16 protein-coding genes and 1 pseudogene are annotated in these 13,383 nt (G+C 61.7%); 7 read left to right on the top strand and 10 right to left on the bottom strand.

Going from position 1 to position 13,383, the window contains the following annotated elements:
- Positions 1–129 precede the first annotated feature (129 nt).
- From NGM68_RS05270 to NGM68_RS05260, 3 genes are all read left to right on the top strand, one after another.
- The gene (locus tag NGM68_RS05270; protein ID WP_252700600.1) at positions 130–975 is read left to right on the top strand and encodes a geranylgeranylglycerol-phosphate geranylgeranyltransferase; all 846 of its coding nucleotides are present in this window, start codon (positions 130–132) and stop codon (positions 973–975) included.
- A gap of 170 nt (positions 976–1,145) precedes the next feature.
- A complete protein-coding gene (locus NGM68_RS05265; RefSeq protein ID WP_252700599.1) occupies positions 1,146–1,769 on the top strand; it encodes an RAD55 family ATPase in 624 nt (207 codons plus the stop codon).
- Between the two features lie 187 nt (positions 1,770–1,956).
- Positions 1,957–2,367: a CoA-binding protein gene (locus NGM68_RS05260; protein ID WP_252700598.1), complete on the top strand. Its 411-nt coding sequence runs from the start codon at positions 1,957–1,959 to the stop codon at positions 2,365–2,367.
- Between the two features lie 81 nt (positions 2,368–2,448).
- On the opposite strand, the gene NGM68_RS05255 is transcribed toward NGM68_RS05260, so the two are convergent.
- Both NGM68_RS05255 and NGM68_RS05250 read right to left on the bottom strand, forming a co-directional pair.
- Complete coding sequence (locus NGM68_RS05255; RefSeq protein ID WP_252700597.1) at positions 2,449–3,429, bottom strand: PLP-dependent cysteine synthase family protein; 981 nt, start codon at positions 3,427–3,429, stop codon at positions 2,449–2,451.
- Between the two features lie 100 nt (positions 3,430–3,529).
- Positions 3,530–3,853, bottom strand: a complete 324-nt coding sequence (locus NGM68_RS05250; RefSeq protein ID WP_252700596.1) for a DUF5798 family protein — start codon at positions 3,851–3,853, stop codon at positions 3,530–3,532.
- Between the two features lie 47 nt (positions 3,854–3,900).
- On the opposite strand from NGM68_RS05250, the gene NGM68_RS05245 reads away from it, so the two are divergent.
- Both NGM68_RS05245 and NGM68_RS05240 read left to right on the top strand, forming a co-directional pair.
- The gene (locus NGM68_RS05245; RefSeq protein WP_252700595.1) at positions 3,901–4,395 is read left to right on the top strand and encodes a DUF7548 family protein; all 495 of its coding nucleotides are present in this window, start codon (positions 3,901–3,903) and stop codon (positions 4,393–4,395) included.
- Between the two features lie 126 nt (positions 4,396–4,521).
- Positions 4,522–4,851, top strand: coding sequence for a hypothetical protein (locus NGM68_RS05240; RefSeq protein WP_252700594.1), 330 nt, complete (start codon positions 4,522–4,524; stop codon positions 4,849–4,851).
- Between the two features lie 126 nt (positions 4,852–4,977).
- On the opposite strand, the pseudogene NGM68_RS05235 reads toward NGM68_RS05240, so the two are convergent.
- From NGM68_RS05235 to NGM68_RS05225, 3 genes and pseudogenes are all read right to left on the bottom strand, one after another.
- A pseudogene (locus NGM68_RS05235) lies at positions 4,978–5,761 on the bottom strand (DUF7001 family protein).
- A 137-nt stretch (positions 5,762–5,898) separates the two neighbouring features.
- A complete protein-coding gene (locus tag NGM68_RS05230) occupies positions 5,899–6,786 on the bottom strand; it encodes an NAD-dependent epimerase/dehydratase family protein (RefSeq protein ID WP_252700593.1) in 888 nt (295 codons plus the stop codon).
- A 141-nt stretch (positions 6,787–6,927) separates the two neighbouring features.
- Positions 6,928–7,854, bottom strand: a complete 927-nt coding sequence (locus NGM68_RS05225) for a sulfide-dependent adenosine diphosphate thiazole synthase (protein WP_252700592.1) — start codon at positions 7,852–7,854, stop codon at positions 6,928–6,930.
- A 158-nt stretch (positions 7,855–8,012) separates the two neighbouring features.
- Between NGM68_RS05225 and NGM68_RS05220 the strand changes: the two genes are divergently transcribed.
- Together NGM68_RS05220 and NGM68_RS05215 are read left to right on the top strand one after the other, a co-directional pair.
- A complete protein-coding gene (locus NGM68_RS05220) occupies positions 8,013–8,405 on the top strand; it encodes an FxLYD domain-containing protein (protein WP_252700591.1) in 393 nt (130 codons plus the stop codon).
- A gap of 89 nt (positions 8,406–8,494) precedes the next feature.
- A complete protein-coding gene (locus NGM68_RS05215) occupies positions 8,495–10,015 on the top strand; it encodes a flippase (protein ID WP_252700590.1) in 1,521 nt (506 codons plus the stop codon).
- 145 nt (positions 10,016–10,160) lie between these two features.
- Here the strand turns inward: NGM68_RS05215 and NGM68_RS05210 are convergent, their stop codons facing one another.
- The 5 genes from NGM68_RS05210 to NGM68_RS05190 all read right to left on the bottom strand — a co-directional run bounded on the left by NGM68_RS05210 (position 10,161) and on the right by NGM68_RS05190 (position 13,383).
- Positions 10,161–10,421: a DUF7314 family protein gene (locus tag NGM68_RS05210; protein ID WP_252700589.1), complete on the bottom strand. Its 261-nt coding sequence runs from the start codon at positions 10,419–10,421 to the stop codon at positions 10,161–10,163.
- A complete protein-coding gene (locus NGM68_RS05205; RefSeq protein WP_252700588.1) occupies positions 10,414–10,782 on the bottom strand; it encodes a DUF7315 family membrane protein in 369 nt (122 codons plus the stop codon). The genes NGM68_RS05210 and NGM68_RS05205 overlap by 8 nt, the downstream gene beginning before the upstream one ends.
- 166 nt (positions 10,783–10,948) lie before the next feature.
- Complete coding sequence (locus NGM68_RS05200; protein WP_252700587.1) at positions 10,949–11,710, bottom strand: cytochrome b family protein; 762 nt, start codon at positions 11,708–11,710, stop codon at positions 10,949–10,951.
- 6 nt (positions 11,711–11,716) lie between these two features.
- On the bottom strand, positions 11,717–12,511 hold the full coding sequence (locus tag NGM68_RS05195) for a cytochrome b (RefSeq protein WP_252700586.1): 795 nt from the start codon (positions 12,509–12,511) through the stop codon (positions 11,717–11,719).
- On the bottom strand, positions 12,511–13,383 hold the full coding sequence (locus NGM68_RS05190) for a Rieske 2Fe-2S domain-containing protein (RefSeq protein ID WP_252700585.1): 873 nt from the start codon (positions 13,381–13,383) through the stop codon (positions 12,511–12,513). Before NGM68_RS05190 ends, NGM68_RS05195 begins: the two co-directional genes overlap by 1 nt.

Raw genomic sequence — 13,383 nt, 5'->3', positions numbered from 1 at the left:
CGCTCCCGTATCCGTTATTGGCTCACGTATCGTTTTCGACCCCCTCGAGACCTGGCCTCGAGAGCGACCAGCAGGAAGCCAAAACAGGGTATCGCACCGTTTATACCTGCTCACTAGACAGTCAGGAGTATGACGATGAGGGAGACGGGTCGCGGCGCACTCGAGTTGACGCGTCCGCTGAACGTCGTGGCGGCGTCGGTACTGACGTTCATCGGTGCGTTCGTTGCCGGTGGTGTCGCCGACGCACCGACCCAGGTGGCTGCGGCGGTCGGAGCAACGGCGCTCGCTGTCGGTGCTGGAAACGCGATCAACGACTACTTCGATCGGGAGATCGACCGCATCAATCAGCCCCAGCGAGCGATTCCACGGGGGGCAATCAGCCCCCGGGGAGCGCTGGTCTTCAGCATCGCCCTGTTTCTCGGTGCCGTTGCGCTCGCGCTGACGCTCCCGGCCACGGCGATCACGATTGCGGCGATCAACCTCGTGGCGCTCGTCACCTACACGGAGTATTTCAAGGGGCTGCCCGGGGTGGGGAACGCACTCGTCGCTTACCTCGTCGGGAGCACGTTTCTGTTCGGGGCCGCGGCCGTCGGCGATCTCTGGACGGCGTTCGTCCTGTTCGTGCTCGCCGCAATTGCGACGCTCACTCGAGAGATCATCAAGGACGTCGAGGACATCGAGGGCGACCGAGAGGAGGGACTGAACACGTTACCGATCGCCATCGGCAAACGCCGGTCTGTACAGCTCGCGGCGGGGTTGCTGGTCGTAGCTGTGCTGGCGAGTCCGCTGCCGTATCTGCGTGGGGACTTCGGTGTGGTGTATCTGCTCGTTGTAATCCCGGCCGATCTGGTGATGCTGTATGCGGCTGTCGAAAGCTTCGACGACCCGACTGCTGGCCAATCGCATCTTAAATACGGGATGTTCCTGGCCGCAGCAGCATTTATCGCTGGGCGAGCCGCGATCACCCTGGGATAACAGTCACGAGTCGCCGGTAGCCCACCTGCTGATCGGCCAGAAGAACCATACTGTGGAACTGAGTAATCAAAAGTACTATAACCTGCTTCCTTCATCTACTTACCATACGACTACGCAGTCACGAGGCGGGAGCCGTCGGCCGTGACTGTCGATGGATGTGAGTATCTGGTATGTACGACCTCCCTGGAGTCCTCCCGGACGAGTCGATTGCCCCGGGAACAAACGTTCTGATCGCTGGCCCCCCACTTACGGGCAAGCGCAACCTCGCGCTTGACGTCCTTGCCAGCGGTGCCGACGAAAGTGAGGGGACGATCATCGTTACGACGAAAGATAGCGCTGATAAGGTACTCAGGGACTTTTCCACTCGAACCGTCATGCCGAAACCCGATGTTGGCGTCGTCGACTGTGTCACTAAACAGCGCGGAATTGGAACGGTAGACGACGATCCACGGATCAAATACGCGTCCTCCCCGGTCGATATGACCGGTATCGGTATCAAACTCTCCGAGTTCCTGCAGGAGTTCTACGACGGGCGTGGGCTAACCGAAAACCGAATTCTGCTCCACTCCGTCTCGACGCTGCTTATGTACTCGAACTTACAGACGGTATTCCGGTTCCTGCACGTGTTCACGGGCCGAATACAGAGTGCAGATGCCCTCGGCGTCTACGTCATCGACTCAACAGCTCACGATGATCAGACGATGAACACGCTCAAACAGCTGTTCGACGGCGTCGTCGAGATCGACGAGACGGAGGACGGTGAACAGCAGATCAGGACGGCTGGCCTCTCCTGAGACCGACCCGGCCAATTTAGCCCGCTCGAGACGTCGGGTGACGAGCAAACCGTTACCGATGAGCTATCGTAGCCACTGCACGTCATTGTACACCTGATCGCCAGTTGTGTCGGTGATCAGTGTGTGAACCGTTTCAGTTGCAGCTATAGTCCGTGGATTCACTACGCTCGAGTGTAAACCACCCGGTATGCCAGTAACCGATGATACGACGCTGCGCGAGATCCTCGAGCGGGAGACGATCGCCGTAGTCGGCTGTTCGGATACGGTAGGGAAACCCGCCCACTACGTGCCAGCGTATATGCTCGAGCACGGGTACGAAATCCTTCCGGTCAACCCGTTTGCCGAGGAGATATTCGACCGCCAGGCAGTCGACTCGCTTGCCGACCTGGACGATCCGGTCGAGATCGTCTGCGTGTTCCGCCCGAGTGAGGAGGTCGCCGACGTCGTGGACGCGGCGCTCGAGCGCGACGACGACGCCGTCATCTGGACGCAAGTGGGGATCGTCGACGACGAGGCGGCACGTCGAGCCGAAGCGGCGGGCCGACTCGTGGTGCAGGATCGGTGTCTGAAGGTCGAGCACCAGCGGTTGCAGCTGTAGGGGTGCAGCTGGAGGTGATTGTGAAGACCGAGGACACGTTCGGAGCCCGAAACAGACCTTGACGGACGAGAAAACTGGCGCTCAGTTGTCCCACTCCTCGAACGACCGATAGATCCCCTTCGAGAGATACCGCTCGCTCGAGTCGGGGAAGACGGTCACCACCGAGTCGAATGGTGCGTCGATCTCACCGGTGGCAATCCCCTTCGCAACGTGTTTCGCCGCGAGGCTCGCCGCGCTCGCACTCGAGGCGACGAGGTGGCCTTCCTCGGCGGCGAGTCGTTTGAGTTCCTCGTGGGCGGACTCGTCGGCGACGGCATAGACCTCGTCGACGTAGTCGGGGTCGAACAGCTCGTTCGTCTCGATGTTGTGGGTGCCGATGCCTTCGATCTTGTACTCGTCTTCCTCGCGCTCGAGGTCGAGGAATTCGCCGTACAGCGATCCCTCCGGTTCCACGGCGGCGACGTACGTCTCGGCATCCTGTTCGCGGGCGTATCGAGCGAGGCCCATGAGTGTTCCTGCGGTGCCACAGCCAGCGACGACAGCACCCACTTTGCCGTCGAGAGCGTCGTAGATCTCCGGTGCGGTTGTCTCGTAGTGGGCTTCGGTGTTGAGCGGGTTCGAGAACTGCTGGGGGACGACGGCATCGTCGATTTCTGCGGCCAGTTCGTGGGCACGGTCGATGGCACCGCCCATGCCGTCGGAAGTGGGTGTGTTAATGATGGTCGCGCCGAGGGCCTCCATCAGCTGTTGTTTTTCGACGCTGAATCGCTCGGGGACGACGAAAATCGCCTCGAGTCCCAGCTGGGCGGCGGCGATTGCGAGGCCAATTCCGGTGTTTCCAGCTGTGGGTTCGATCACCGTGCCGCCAGCGACGAGGTCGCCGCGTTCGAGCATCCGCTCGAGCATGTAGCGGCCGATGCGGTCTTTGACGCTGGCACCGGGATTGAACGACTCGAGTTTCGCGTAGATTGGGACGCCGGAGGGAGCGTCGTGGATCCGTACCAGTGGCGTTTCACCGATCGTCTCGAGCACCGAATCCAACGGCTGCTCGTGGGTCGTCATTGTGCGGGCAAATGTTGCCCCTGTTGTTAGGTCTTCCCATCAGGTGCGACCGCCAGTCGTTCCCGGTCGCCAGACCAGACGGCCCACAACTCGCGGAAGATTACTCAGAGGTGGTCGCAGCCTCAGCGTCCGAGTCGGCGTCGACGTCGTCGGTTTCGTCCCCATCTTCGTCAGCTTCGGCCTCGTCGATGGCCGCCTCCGCGAGGATCTGTTCGCCGTCGATCCCGTGTTCGTCGGCGATGGCGAGCAACAGTGCCCGTTGTTCGGTGATGTTGTGATCGAGCTTTTTCACCGTGTCGTGGGTATCGTCGACTTCGTCCTCGAGGTTGATGATTCGCTGCTGAAGCTCTTGCACCTGGCGGTACATCGCTTCAGCGCGGTCTGAGAGTCCCTGGATCTTCTTTGCGGTGCTGCCAAGTCCCATGTGGGCTGATGAGTCATCCAGCGTGTTGAGTGTTGTTGTCCGTCTCCGTGGCTGTCCGAACCGACGCAGCGGTACCCATCCAGGCAATCGTCGGGATTAAACCGTCTCCACACAATCCCTCGAGCATGCGTCCCCACCAGCGGCCACCGACGCTCGGCATCGTCGCCGCGGTCGCGTACGTAATCGCTGCGTTCGTGCCGTATTTCGTCCTCGAAGCGCCGGCGGGCGTCCTCGAGTTCTATTATGCCGCAGGGCTCGCCGGGCCACAGGTACTCTCGCTGTTTGCGTTCGTCGCCATCGTCCTCTTTGCCGCCGGTCGACAGCAGCGTACCGAGCCGGAACTGGTTGCCGGGCTGACGCTCATACTGGGGCTCGTTCTCACCGTCGTGACCCTCCACTGGGCGGTGTCGGTTCCCTCGAACGTGATACTCGAGGCGGGCGACGTGGCCTGGTTCGAACACCACCGGTGGGTTACACTTCTCGTCTCCGCCGTGATTCCGGTTGCATCGCTGTGGTACGCCCGCGAGTTAGACGTCCTCTGACGCCCACAGAACCGTTCTCCCGTGGGTTTGATCATTGTCGTGAACAGTTTCGAATCCATCACTGTCCACCAATCCTACCAATGTGTCGACAAGAAAGCTTATGCCTGCATACTCGGGTTAACGGATATGGCACGCGATACTCCGGTACACGAGACGTCGCAAGCGGCACAGCACACAGAACCACTTCCAAACCGCGTCACGATCGTCGGCCGAGGCGTTCCCTCGGCGTTCGAGATCACGGTCGATGGCGATCTCATGATGGTCGGCGAAACGCCTGACGAGACCGCGACGATTCTTTCCGGCAACGCGGCAGAAGGGACGATCGACGTCGGCGTCCAGCGGTTCCGCTTCTCCGGGCAACTGGCGAACGTCCACGTCGTCGACTGGAACGGAAACGCTGCGCCGGATTCGACGAGCGTTCCCACCGTCCACGTCGAGTACGGCGTGACGAACTAGCGCCTCGACACATCTCCTGAACACACCCCGCAGGTGGAGAGCTGCTGCTCGAGCCGGTACCTGGTGGAGTCTTGACGGCGCTCGAGGGAATCCACGCATCACCAGATAAAGCCACGACGGCTGCCCCTACTCATCGACGGCTGTGGCGCTCGATCCGTAGCGATCAGCGTGTCGGGGCAAACTCGGGTGCTTCGAGCTGGGCCGCGATGAGTTCCTCGTGGCGGTGCGCATTGTAAAGGCGACAGGTCGGCTCCGAACAGAACGACTCCCCCGTCTCGAGGTAGTGGATCGCCTGCAGCACGTATCCGCACAGGGCGTCGGTGGTTCGCGGATCGTTCTCGATCAAAATGTCGCCCTCGAGGTCGCGTTCGAGCACTTCCCTGGCCGGTGCATCGCCCGACACCAGCGCCCCGCGTTGCTTGGCCCGGTAGTAGGCTCCCGGTTTCGCCGGCGCTTCGTACAGCCCCGGCACCGAGACGAGTGCAGGCTGCCCAGGGACGGTCACCCGTTTGTGCCATCGCCCATCGTGGTCGCCCCAGGTGGCGAGCGCTCGGTCGAGCACGATTACGTGGGCGTACTCGAGTCCCCGTTCGTCCGCCGGGAGTTCAGCGTTTAGCGCCCGCCCAACCTGGACGCCGTCGTAGAGGACGCCACCCTCCCGTTCGGGCTGCTCGAGAGCCCGTTATTCGTATCGAACAGTTCCCAGCATCGTGTTTCCAGTCTCCGGATCGGTGGGCGACCGTACGCGCGCTCGGACGAACTTCTCCGGGAGTTCCTCGCCGTGATCGCCGGCGAGAAACCGGTCTCGAACGATGACAGGCGCATCAATCCGGGGCTCGAGCCACTCGGCGACGGCGTCGACGTCGCCGACTGCGGTCGGTGATCGATAGAGGAAGACGTGTTCGACCATAGAACAACATAGTGGTACCATCCAGTGTAGCCGTTGTCATCGCGATCGGTCACTCAGTATCATCGCGCCGTCCAGCAAATCGGGCGACTCGGTATCCAAGCCGAACGGTCGTCGTCGGTTACCCAAACCGGGACGATTCAGTCGAGAAACAGCGGCCCGTCGACGGACTCGAGCTCGCTCTCCTCCCAGGTGTGCTGGGCCTGCCAACCGAGTTCGCGCTGGGCTTTCGCCGTCGAAAACGCCGACTGGGTACCCTCGAGCGAACAGTCCTCGGGAAGCCCATCGAACACCGCTTCGATAACCTCGGCCGTCGGACGTCCGAGAAAGTTGTCCTCGGCGGCAGCGAGATACCTTTCGTGACCCTCCGGGGGCGACTCGAGGGCCGCCTGGACGATCGAAACGACGTCCCGAACGTCGACGTACGACCAGAAGTTCCCGTTGGGATCGGCCGTCTCCGGGTCGAACGTCTCACGAACCCTGGCCATCAGCTGACTTCCGGGGTACGTGATCCAGGAGGGGCGAATCGAGGTCACGGAAATCCCGTGTTTTCGGGCGGCCATTCCCGCCAGTTCCTCGCCGACGAGTTTCGAGGTCGCGTACGGATCCTCCGGACGGAGGGGATGTGCCTCGTCGACCGGGAAATACTCCGGCAGCCACGGTTCGTTGGCGAACACCGAGCCGTAGATGCTCTCGCTCGAGGCCCAGACGACGTCGGCCCCGGCCTGGCCAGCCGCCTCGAAGACGTGGTAGGTGCTCTCGACGTTCGTCAGGAACGTCTCCGTTCCCGACGTGATCTCGACGCGTGGAATCGCGGCGAAGTGAACGACTGCATCGGGGTCGTACGTCTGAATCAGCTCCCAGGTCTGGCCCTGGTCGGTGAGATCTGCCTCGAGAAACGTGACGCCCTCGCGTTTTCGTGGGGGTCGCTCGAGGTCGATTCCGACGACGTCGTGCCCATCTCGAGCGAATGCGTCGACGATCCAGCTGCCAGCGCCACCGGTGGCGCCGGTTACGAGAACGGTCATGCCGGGGATTTCTCGAGGAGCCTGAAAACGGTGTAGTTTCCGGCGAAACGCCGCTGCATCGCTGATCAAGTCGTCGGAACGCTCTGACGAGTAATCGGTTCGGTCGTCGCGAACGTCCGTCCTCGAGAAGCAAGGAGGTGGTCAGTCGTCAGCGGGAACCCGACTCGTCAACTCCACGGGATCGGCGTCGACCTCGAGTTCCTCGAGGGCGACCTGGGCGGCGCGCTTGCCGGAGACGAGCATGGCGCCGAAGGTCGGCCCCATCCGCGGGAGGCCGTAGGCGGTCGCCGTCGCCATCCCGGTCGCGATCAGACCGTCGTGGACGAGGCCGGTGTGTTCGACGATAGCGTCCTCCGAGCGGCCGACCCACATCGAGTCGTGGCCGGGCGAGTCGTGGCCGGGAGCACCGTACTGGCCGGACTCGGTCTGATCCATGACCCGTCCACGGTCACGGGCGTCCCTGACACCAGGTGCCTCGAGCACACCGCGTTCGTCCAGTTTGGTGACCGCCATAGCGTCGTGACCCGTCGCGTCGATCACGAGGTCGGCTTCGACGGCGATGGGGTCGACGCAGGTGATCTCTCGCGGGAGCGCGTGTACCGGCGTCCAGTTCATGACGATGCCGGCAACGCGGTGATCCTCGCGGATGACGATGTCGGTGAACTCCGTCATGTTCTGCATCTTCGCGCCGGCGTCACAGGCAGCTTTGATCAGTGCCGAACAAGCGTGTGGGCCGTTTGCAACGTACAGCCCCTCTGTGTCCTGGGCTTGCTTGTAGTCGACGTCCAGTTCCTCGAGCACTGCCTGTGCCGGGGAGCGAACGGTCACCTTGTTCATCAGGAAGCCACCGAGCCAGAAACCGCCGCCGAGGTAGTTGTTCTTCTCGACGACCATCGTCTTCACGCCACGCTCGGCGAGTTCTTTCGCCGCCGTCAGCCCAGACGGGCCGCCACCGACGATGATGACGTCCGAATCGGAGAAGTCCATGAACTCCGCTGTCCACTCCTGACCGATTGCGCGCGTCACGTCCGCTTCACCAGCCTCGCTGAACGGTTCGAACTCGTTCATACTACCCAGTGGTACGACCTAGTAGTAAAACGTGTCGAAACCAGTTACCGATCCAGAAGAGGAAATTGTCAGTACACGCAGGGGCCACAGTGGTTGCCAGTGTGACAAAACGTGTCCCGAAGGCTGAAGATGGAACCAGTTGAAGAACCACCCAGCGTATGAAACGTCGCTCCCTCCTCACACTCGCGGCCCTCGGGTCGGCGACACTCTCGGGCTGTCTCGATTATTTCACGGAAAACGGTGAGGGGATCATCGAACCGGCGTCGCTGGTCATCCTCTGGTCCGACCTCATCCGAGAGAATCCGGGAACCGAAGACGAACGCATCTCCATCTGGGGCGTGGTCAGAAACGAGGGCGAGCGTCAACCGACGTACGTCGAAATTCGAGCGACGTTCTTCGACGCCGAGGGCGAGGAACTCGACACCGTCATCGAACACGTCGATGACACCAGCGAAGGCGACGACTGGCCGTTCGAGGTGGAGTTTCCATCCTTTGGCGAGTCAGCACGGGAAGTCAGCGACTACGAACTCGAGCCGGCGACCAGCGTCTGACCGTGGCATCCAGGACACATGAACGAGCGAGAATAGTTTGCGTTCCCGTGTTGACCGATAGCGGCTGAGGACACCCACCTGAACCCGACATGACCGAACACGACGAAGGCGTTTCGACGCTGGCAAAACAGGGAAGCATCACGTTCGTCGGCAACGTGATAAACGGCGTCCTCGCGTTTGCCATCGTCATGCTGATGACGCGGTTCGTGAGCCCATCGGTGTACGGCCTCTGGGTACTCGCGACGTCCGTAATCCTGTTTCTACAGGTGTTTGCGAACCTCGGATTGCCGCTGGCGATCGATTACTTCGTCCCCCAGTATCTCGAGGACGACGAGCCGGGCAAAGCCAAGGGTGTCGTCGTCCAGGTCACCGCCACCGTTCTCGTCACCTCCGCGCTGGTCGCGCTGTTTCTCGCGATTGCGGCGGAGCAAATCAGCGTGTTCTTCCGTGAACCGTCGCTGCAGGTTGCGCTCCTGTTGTTGACCGTCACGATTCCGCTGCTCGCCATCTACAACGTGCTGTTGAAATCCTTCTACAGCATCAAGAAGCTGCAGTATCGGGTGATCATGCGCGACCTGGTTCGTCCAATCGTTCGCTTCGTCGTCACGGCCGTAATGTTGCTCGCCGGGTTCGGGCTACTCGGTCTCGTCGCCGGCTACGTCGTCGGGTTGTTCGTCGCGATCACGGTCGGGGCCATACTCTTCACCTACCGGGCCTGGCAAATAATGTCCGCAACGTTCGAACCCGTTGCTCCTGGCCCGCTCGTCAAGTACTCGGTGCCGCTGGCGATGACGAGCGTCGTGTTCGTCCTCATGGGTCACGTCGATTACTTCGTACTCGGCTTCTTCCTCGACTCCGAAGACGTCGGCTTCTATCGCGTCGGCTACATGCTCGGCTCCGGTCTGATGATCATCTTCAACTCGCTCTCACCGGTGTTCAAACCGCTCATCGCCGAAACGAGAGACGACACCGCGCTCGTCCAGGAGCGGTTTCGCGTCGCCGCACGATGGATCGCCGGGATCACCCTCCCGTTTGCGATCATCGTCGGGTTGGGCGCGAGTTCGTTCCTCGCGGTGATGTACACGCCACAGTACACGGCAGCGAGCGCGGTCGTTGCCCTGCTCGCGGCCGCGTTCCTGTTCAACGTCACCTTCGGCGGCCCCGACGGCACGCTGTTGCAGGGCATGGGCTACTCACGGATCGTCTTCGCCAACACGCTCACCCTCTTCGTGACCAACTTCGTCGTCTCTTTCCTCCTCGTTCCCATCTACGGCATCAACGGTGCCGCAATCGGATCGGCGACAGCACTCTTTGTGGTCGGGTTCCTCACGCTGGGCGAACTCTACTACCTCGACAGGATCCACCCGTTCACTCGAGACTTCGCCAAAGTCGTCTTCGCTGGCGTCCCCGCGACGGTCGTAGGCATCCCGATCGTCGTCTTCGTCAATTCGGATCTGGTGATCGTCGCCACCCTCCCGATCGTCGTCCTCGCGACCTACGTCGGCACGCTCGTCCTGACGGATTCGTTTACCGAGAAAGACGCCCAACTGGCCGGGGAGTTCGGCCCCGGGATGCAGAAGTGGCTCCCCTCGAGCCTGTTCAACCGGTGACCCAGCGGCGGTTCTCCTTGGCGTCAGCGCACTCCTCGAGTTGTGCTCCTCGGTGGATTCGGTAGACGAGGACGGGGGGTCACCACTCGCACCAGTGCCAGCCGGTGCTCACGGTCTGGAAAACGAAAGAAGGGATCAACGGGCGTCAGTTACCCGCGTAGTGTGCTCGAGCGCGTCGACCGGCCGGAATCACGACCCAGAAGGTGAGCGCACCGAGCAGTGCGAAATAGAGGGCGGCGTCTTTGACGACCAGTGCCATTGCAGTGTACGTCCCGGGATCTTCTGGATTCGGCCCAACGAGTTGGGTGTCGTAGAACGACGGCGTGTTGTACCAGCCTGCAAACGTCATCCACACCAGGATGCCCGCGGTGAAGATGGCGAATCCTTTGATGAATTCGTCAGCCATTGTGTGATCCTTCGTCGGCGTCGTCTTTAGCGTTTCCCATTCCTGCCGTCCGAAACCGCGTCGAAAAGGCGTAGGTAGCGGCGCCGCCGGCGATCAATCCGACACCGAGTAGTGCCACTCCGATGCTCACGTCCGACGCGGCCGCCTGCGTCCGGTCAGTCGCCACGTCAAGGAGGATGAACCCACCGAGGACACCGACGACCGCGATGATCGTCGAGAACACGGTAATCGTCTTGTACAACCGCATCGGCACGATCACCTCGCGCTTGCCCGACGCACCGACTCGAGGGCCGTCCTCGGGATCGGTGTCGGCTTCATCGGCAGCCGCCGGTGGATCTGTGTCCGAATCTGAACCGCTCATACCACTCCTACAGCGTGACGGGAGAAGAGTACTGTGACTTGCCCGTGGCGTCCTCCGGCACGCTCGAGGACAGGCAATCGTTCTCGGCATGCTCGAGGGCAGTTCGAAGCCTAACAGCCTGGATACCCGAAACCACGAACACGGGAAATCGGAAAACGCGACGACCCTACCGCGGCGGCCGCAACCGATAGTACCGCTTGTTCAGGTCGTACATGTACCCCTCCCGCATCGTCTTCAACACCGCATAGGTGATCGCGGCGGCGACCAGCGGCAGGAAGAACGCCAGGTCGAACGTAATGGCGACCCCCCACGGGAACATGTCCTGGATCGGCAGGATACTCATGGTGAACGCGAAGACGACACCGCCGACGCCGACGGCAGCCCAGAAGGGCTCCTCGACGGGACGGCGAGCGCTCCCCTTGTTCAGGAACGGGACGATTGCGATAGCCCCGACGACGACGACGTTCGCCAGCACGCCGTACAGTTCGTCGGACATGATCTTATCCCCACCGGCGATTGCCAGCTCTGGGTTCAGCGGCTCGAGGTGGAGCAGTCCGAACGACCAGTACAGATACCAGTCGGGCAAGATCACCGAGGGCGTCTCCGCCGGATTCGCCGGATCCCCGAGGTGGGGTGGCAACATCGCGGACAGAAACAGCAACATGCCGGTGAAGAAACTCGCCAGCGCGAGATTGCGTATCGTCTCGTGTGGCCAGGTCGGGAAGCCGAGCACGTCACGCTCGACGTAACTCGACTCCTGGCGGAGATCCTGATCCTCCCGGCGAGCCCGCTCGAAGTACTCGTAGGTGAGCCTCGAGAGACCCGTGGTTCGCTCCTTGCGCTCGCTCCAGGTCGGCACCTCGTCGTCGGGGGCGACGATGCCGGGGCCGCTTCCATCGGTTCGGACGTCGTTGTCTGTGTCGCTCATGGTCGATCAGTGTGGTTCCGCGATTCCTTGCATCCAGACGATGCCAATGTGCAGTGCGATCAGGGCTGTGACGACGAACGGCAACACGAACACGTGCAGGATGTACATCCGCTGGAGTGTTGGCTGCCCGAGACTGAAGCCACCGAACAGCAGCTGTGCCGTCCATTCGCCGACGAACGGGACGACGAGCGCCATCTCGACGCCGATCTGGCCGGCCCAGAACGCCAGCTGATTCCACGGCAGCAGGTAGCCGGTGTACCCGAAGACCATCGTCAGGCTGAGCAGGATGATGCCGATCAGCCAGTTGACCTCGCGGGGTTCCTTGTACGCGCCGGTGAAGTACACCCGGAGCATGTGCAAGAACACCGCGGCGGTCATGACCTGGGCCGACCAGCGGTGGATACTCCGGAGCATGAATCCGAAGTTCAGATCCTTCATGATCGCAACGATGGTCTGGTAGGCTTCGGGCGTCTCGCCCGCCGTCGACGGCGCGTAGTAGAAGCCGAGCAAGGCACCACTAATCGCCGCCACGATATACGCGACCACGGAGAACGATCCGAGTGCGTACAGCGGGTACCAGTACCAGAACTTGTTGTCAAGATTGTACTGTTCGGTGTGGCTCTTTGGCATCTGGAGGTTGATCTTGTAGTACATGTCCTCCAGCAACTCGAGGTAGTCGACGAGCCTGAAGCGTTTGTCGAGCCAGATCAGACTCATCAGGTACGTCTTCTCGATGAGTGAGAGATCCCGCTCGGCGAGCCAGGCACCGTGGTCGTGTTCGTCTTTGCGCTCGAGACTCATCAGTTGTCCTCCGGTCGCGGTAGCGACACGAACTGTTCTTCGACGATGTCGAACGGGTCGTACACCGAGTTGTGGCAGTTACAGTAAATCTTGTTGTCGGCCCCGAAGTCGGGTGCACCTGCCAGGTTCCGGTAGCCCGGGACACAACAGAAGTGCGTACACTTGTTGACGAACGCGATGTATCGACCACCGTCGTCGTCTTCGGGACAGGCGGCTTCGACCCACTCTCTGGCTCGGTCGTCCATCTCGTCCAGTTCGATCTGGTCGGTTTTGATGACCAGGATCGGCACCGTCTGTTCCGGTGGGACGTTCTGGGAGCGCCAGGTTCCGGTGGCTGGCTTGCCGAGTCCGGGGTCACCGATCTGGGTGTCCCACTCGGCATAATCCTCGAAGTCTTCGGTCAGCATCGGTTCGCCCTGGCCCACGTCGTCCATCCAGTCGTACGTCCCAGCGTCGTAGCGGAACACGGCGTCCTCGCCGTCCGCTTCCGGATTGACACCATCGAAGGTCTGGAGGCCACAGTACTGGTACCACTCGGTCGTGTACTCGACGCCACCGATTTCGGCTTCGGATCTGACGTACTCGGAACCGTCGGCGAGCGTTTCGCTCTCGGGTTCCGGCCATACGCCGAGCAATTCCCCGTCGTCGTTGATCTCCATTGGGATCTGGGGGAGGCCGCGTGGGGCCGGCCCGAGGGTTCGGTTCGCACCGAAGTAGTTCATCACACCGCCACCGCCACCGGTCGGGTTGGTCGCGCTGGAGACGGTGACTGCACCGGTCGCCATCACGCCCGAAAGGACGGATCCGCCGACCACGCCTTTCACGAAGCGTCGACGATCCGATTCGACTGGGTATTTGTCGTCGTTAGCCAT

The organism is Natronosalvus vescus (genome assembly GCF_023973145.1).
In the GTDB taxonomy this organism is placed as follows: Archaea; Halobacteriota; Halobacteria; order Halobacteriales; family Natrialbaceae; genus Natronosalvus; species Natronosalvus vescus.
Note: the sequence above shows the minus strand (reverse complement) of the source record. Positions and strands in the feature narration are given on the sequence as shown.

Bases quoted from the DNA above. Each gene is read 5' to 3' on its own strand.
- NGM68_RS05260 (WP_252700598.1), top strand. From the start codon at position 1,957: ATGCCAGTAACCGATGATACGACGCTGCGCGAGATCCTCGAGCGGGAG.
- NGM68_RS05200 (WP_252700587.1), bottom strand. From the start codon at position 11,710: ATGAGCGACACAGACAACGACGTCCGAACCGATGGAAGCGGCCCCGGC.
- NGM68_RS05255 (WP_252700597.1), bottom strand. From the start codon at position 3,429: ATGACGACCCACGAGCAGCCGTTGGATTCGGTGCTCGAGACGATCGGT.
- NGM68_RS05190 (WP_252700585.1), bottom strand. From the start codon at position 13,383: ATGGCTAACGACGACAAATACCCAGTCGAATCGGATCGTCGACGCTTC.
- NGM68_RS05250 (WP_252700596.1), bottom strand. From the start codon at position 3,853: ATGGGACTTGGCAGCACCGCAAAGAAGATCCAGGGACTCTCAGACCGC.
- NGM68_RS05230 (WP_252700593.1), bottom strand. From the start codon at position 6,786: ATGACCGTTCTCGTAACCGGCGCCACCGGTGGCGCTGGCAGCTGGATC.
- NGM68_RS05195 (WP_252700586.1), bottom strand. From the start codon at position 12,511: ATGAGTCTCGAGCGCAAAGACGAACACGACCACGGTGCCTGGCTCGCC.
- NGM68_RS05270 (WP_252700600.1), top strand. From the start codon at position 130: ATGACGATGAGGGAGACGGGTCGCGGCGCACTCGAGTTGACGCGTCCG.
- NGM68_RS05225 (WP_252700592.1), bottom strand. From the start codon at position 7,854: ATGAACGAGTTCGAACCGTTCAGCGAGGCTGGTGAAGCGGACGTGACG.
- NGM68_RS05215 (WP_252700590.1), top strand. From the start codon at position 8,495: ATGACCGAACACGACGAAGGCGTTTCGACGCTGGCAAAACAGGGAAGC.
- NGM68_RS05220 (WP_252700591.1), top strand. From the start codon at position 8,013: ATGAAACGTCGCTCCCTCCTCACACTCGCGGCCCTCGGGTCGGCGACA.
- NGM68_RS05210 (WP_252700589.1), bottom strand. From the start codon at position 10,421: ATGGCTGACGAATTCATCAAAGGATTCGCCATCTTCACCGCGGGCATC.
- NGM68_RS05265 (WP_252700599.1), top strand. From the start codon at position 1,146: ATGTACGACCTCCCTGGAGTCCTCCCGGACGAGTCGATTGCCCCGGGA.
- NGM68_RS05205 (WP_252700588.1), bottom strand. From the start codon at position 10,782: ATGAGCGGTTCAGATTCGGACACAGATCCACCGGCGGCTGCCGATGAA.
- NGM68_RS05240 (WP_252700594.1), top strand. From the start codon at position 4,522: ATGGCACGCGATACTCCGGTACACGAGACGTCGCAAGCGGCACAGCAC.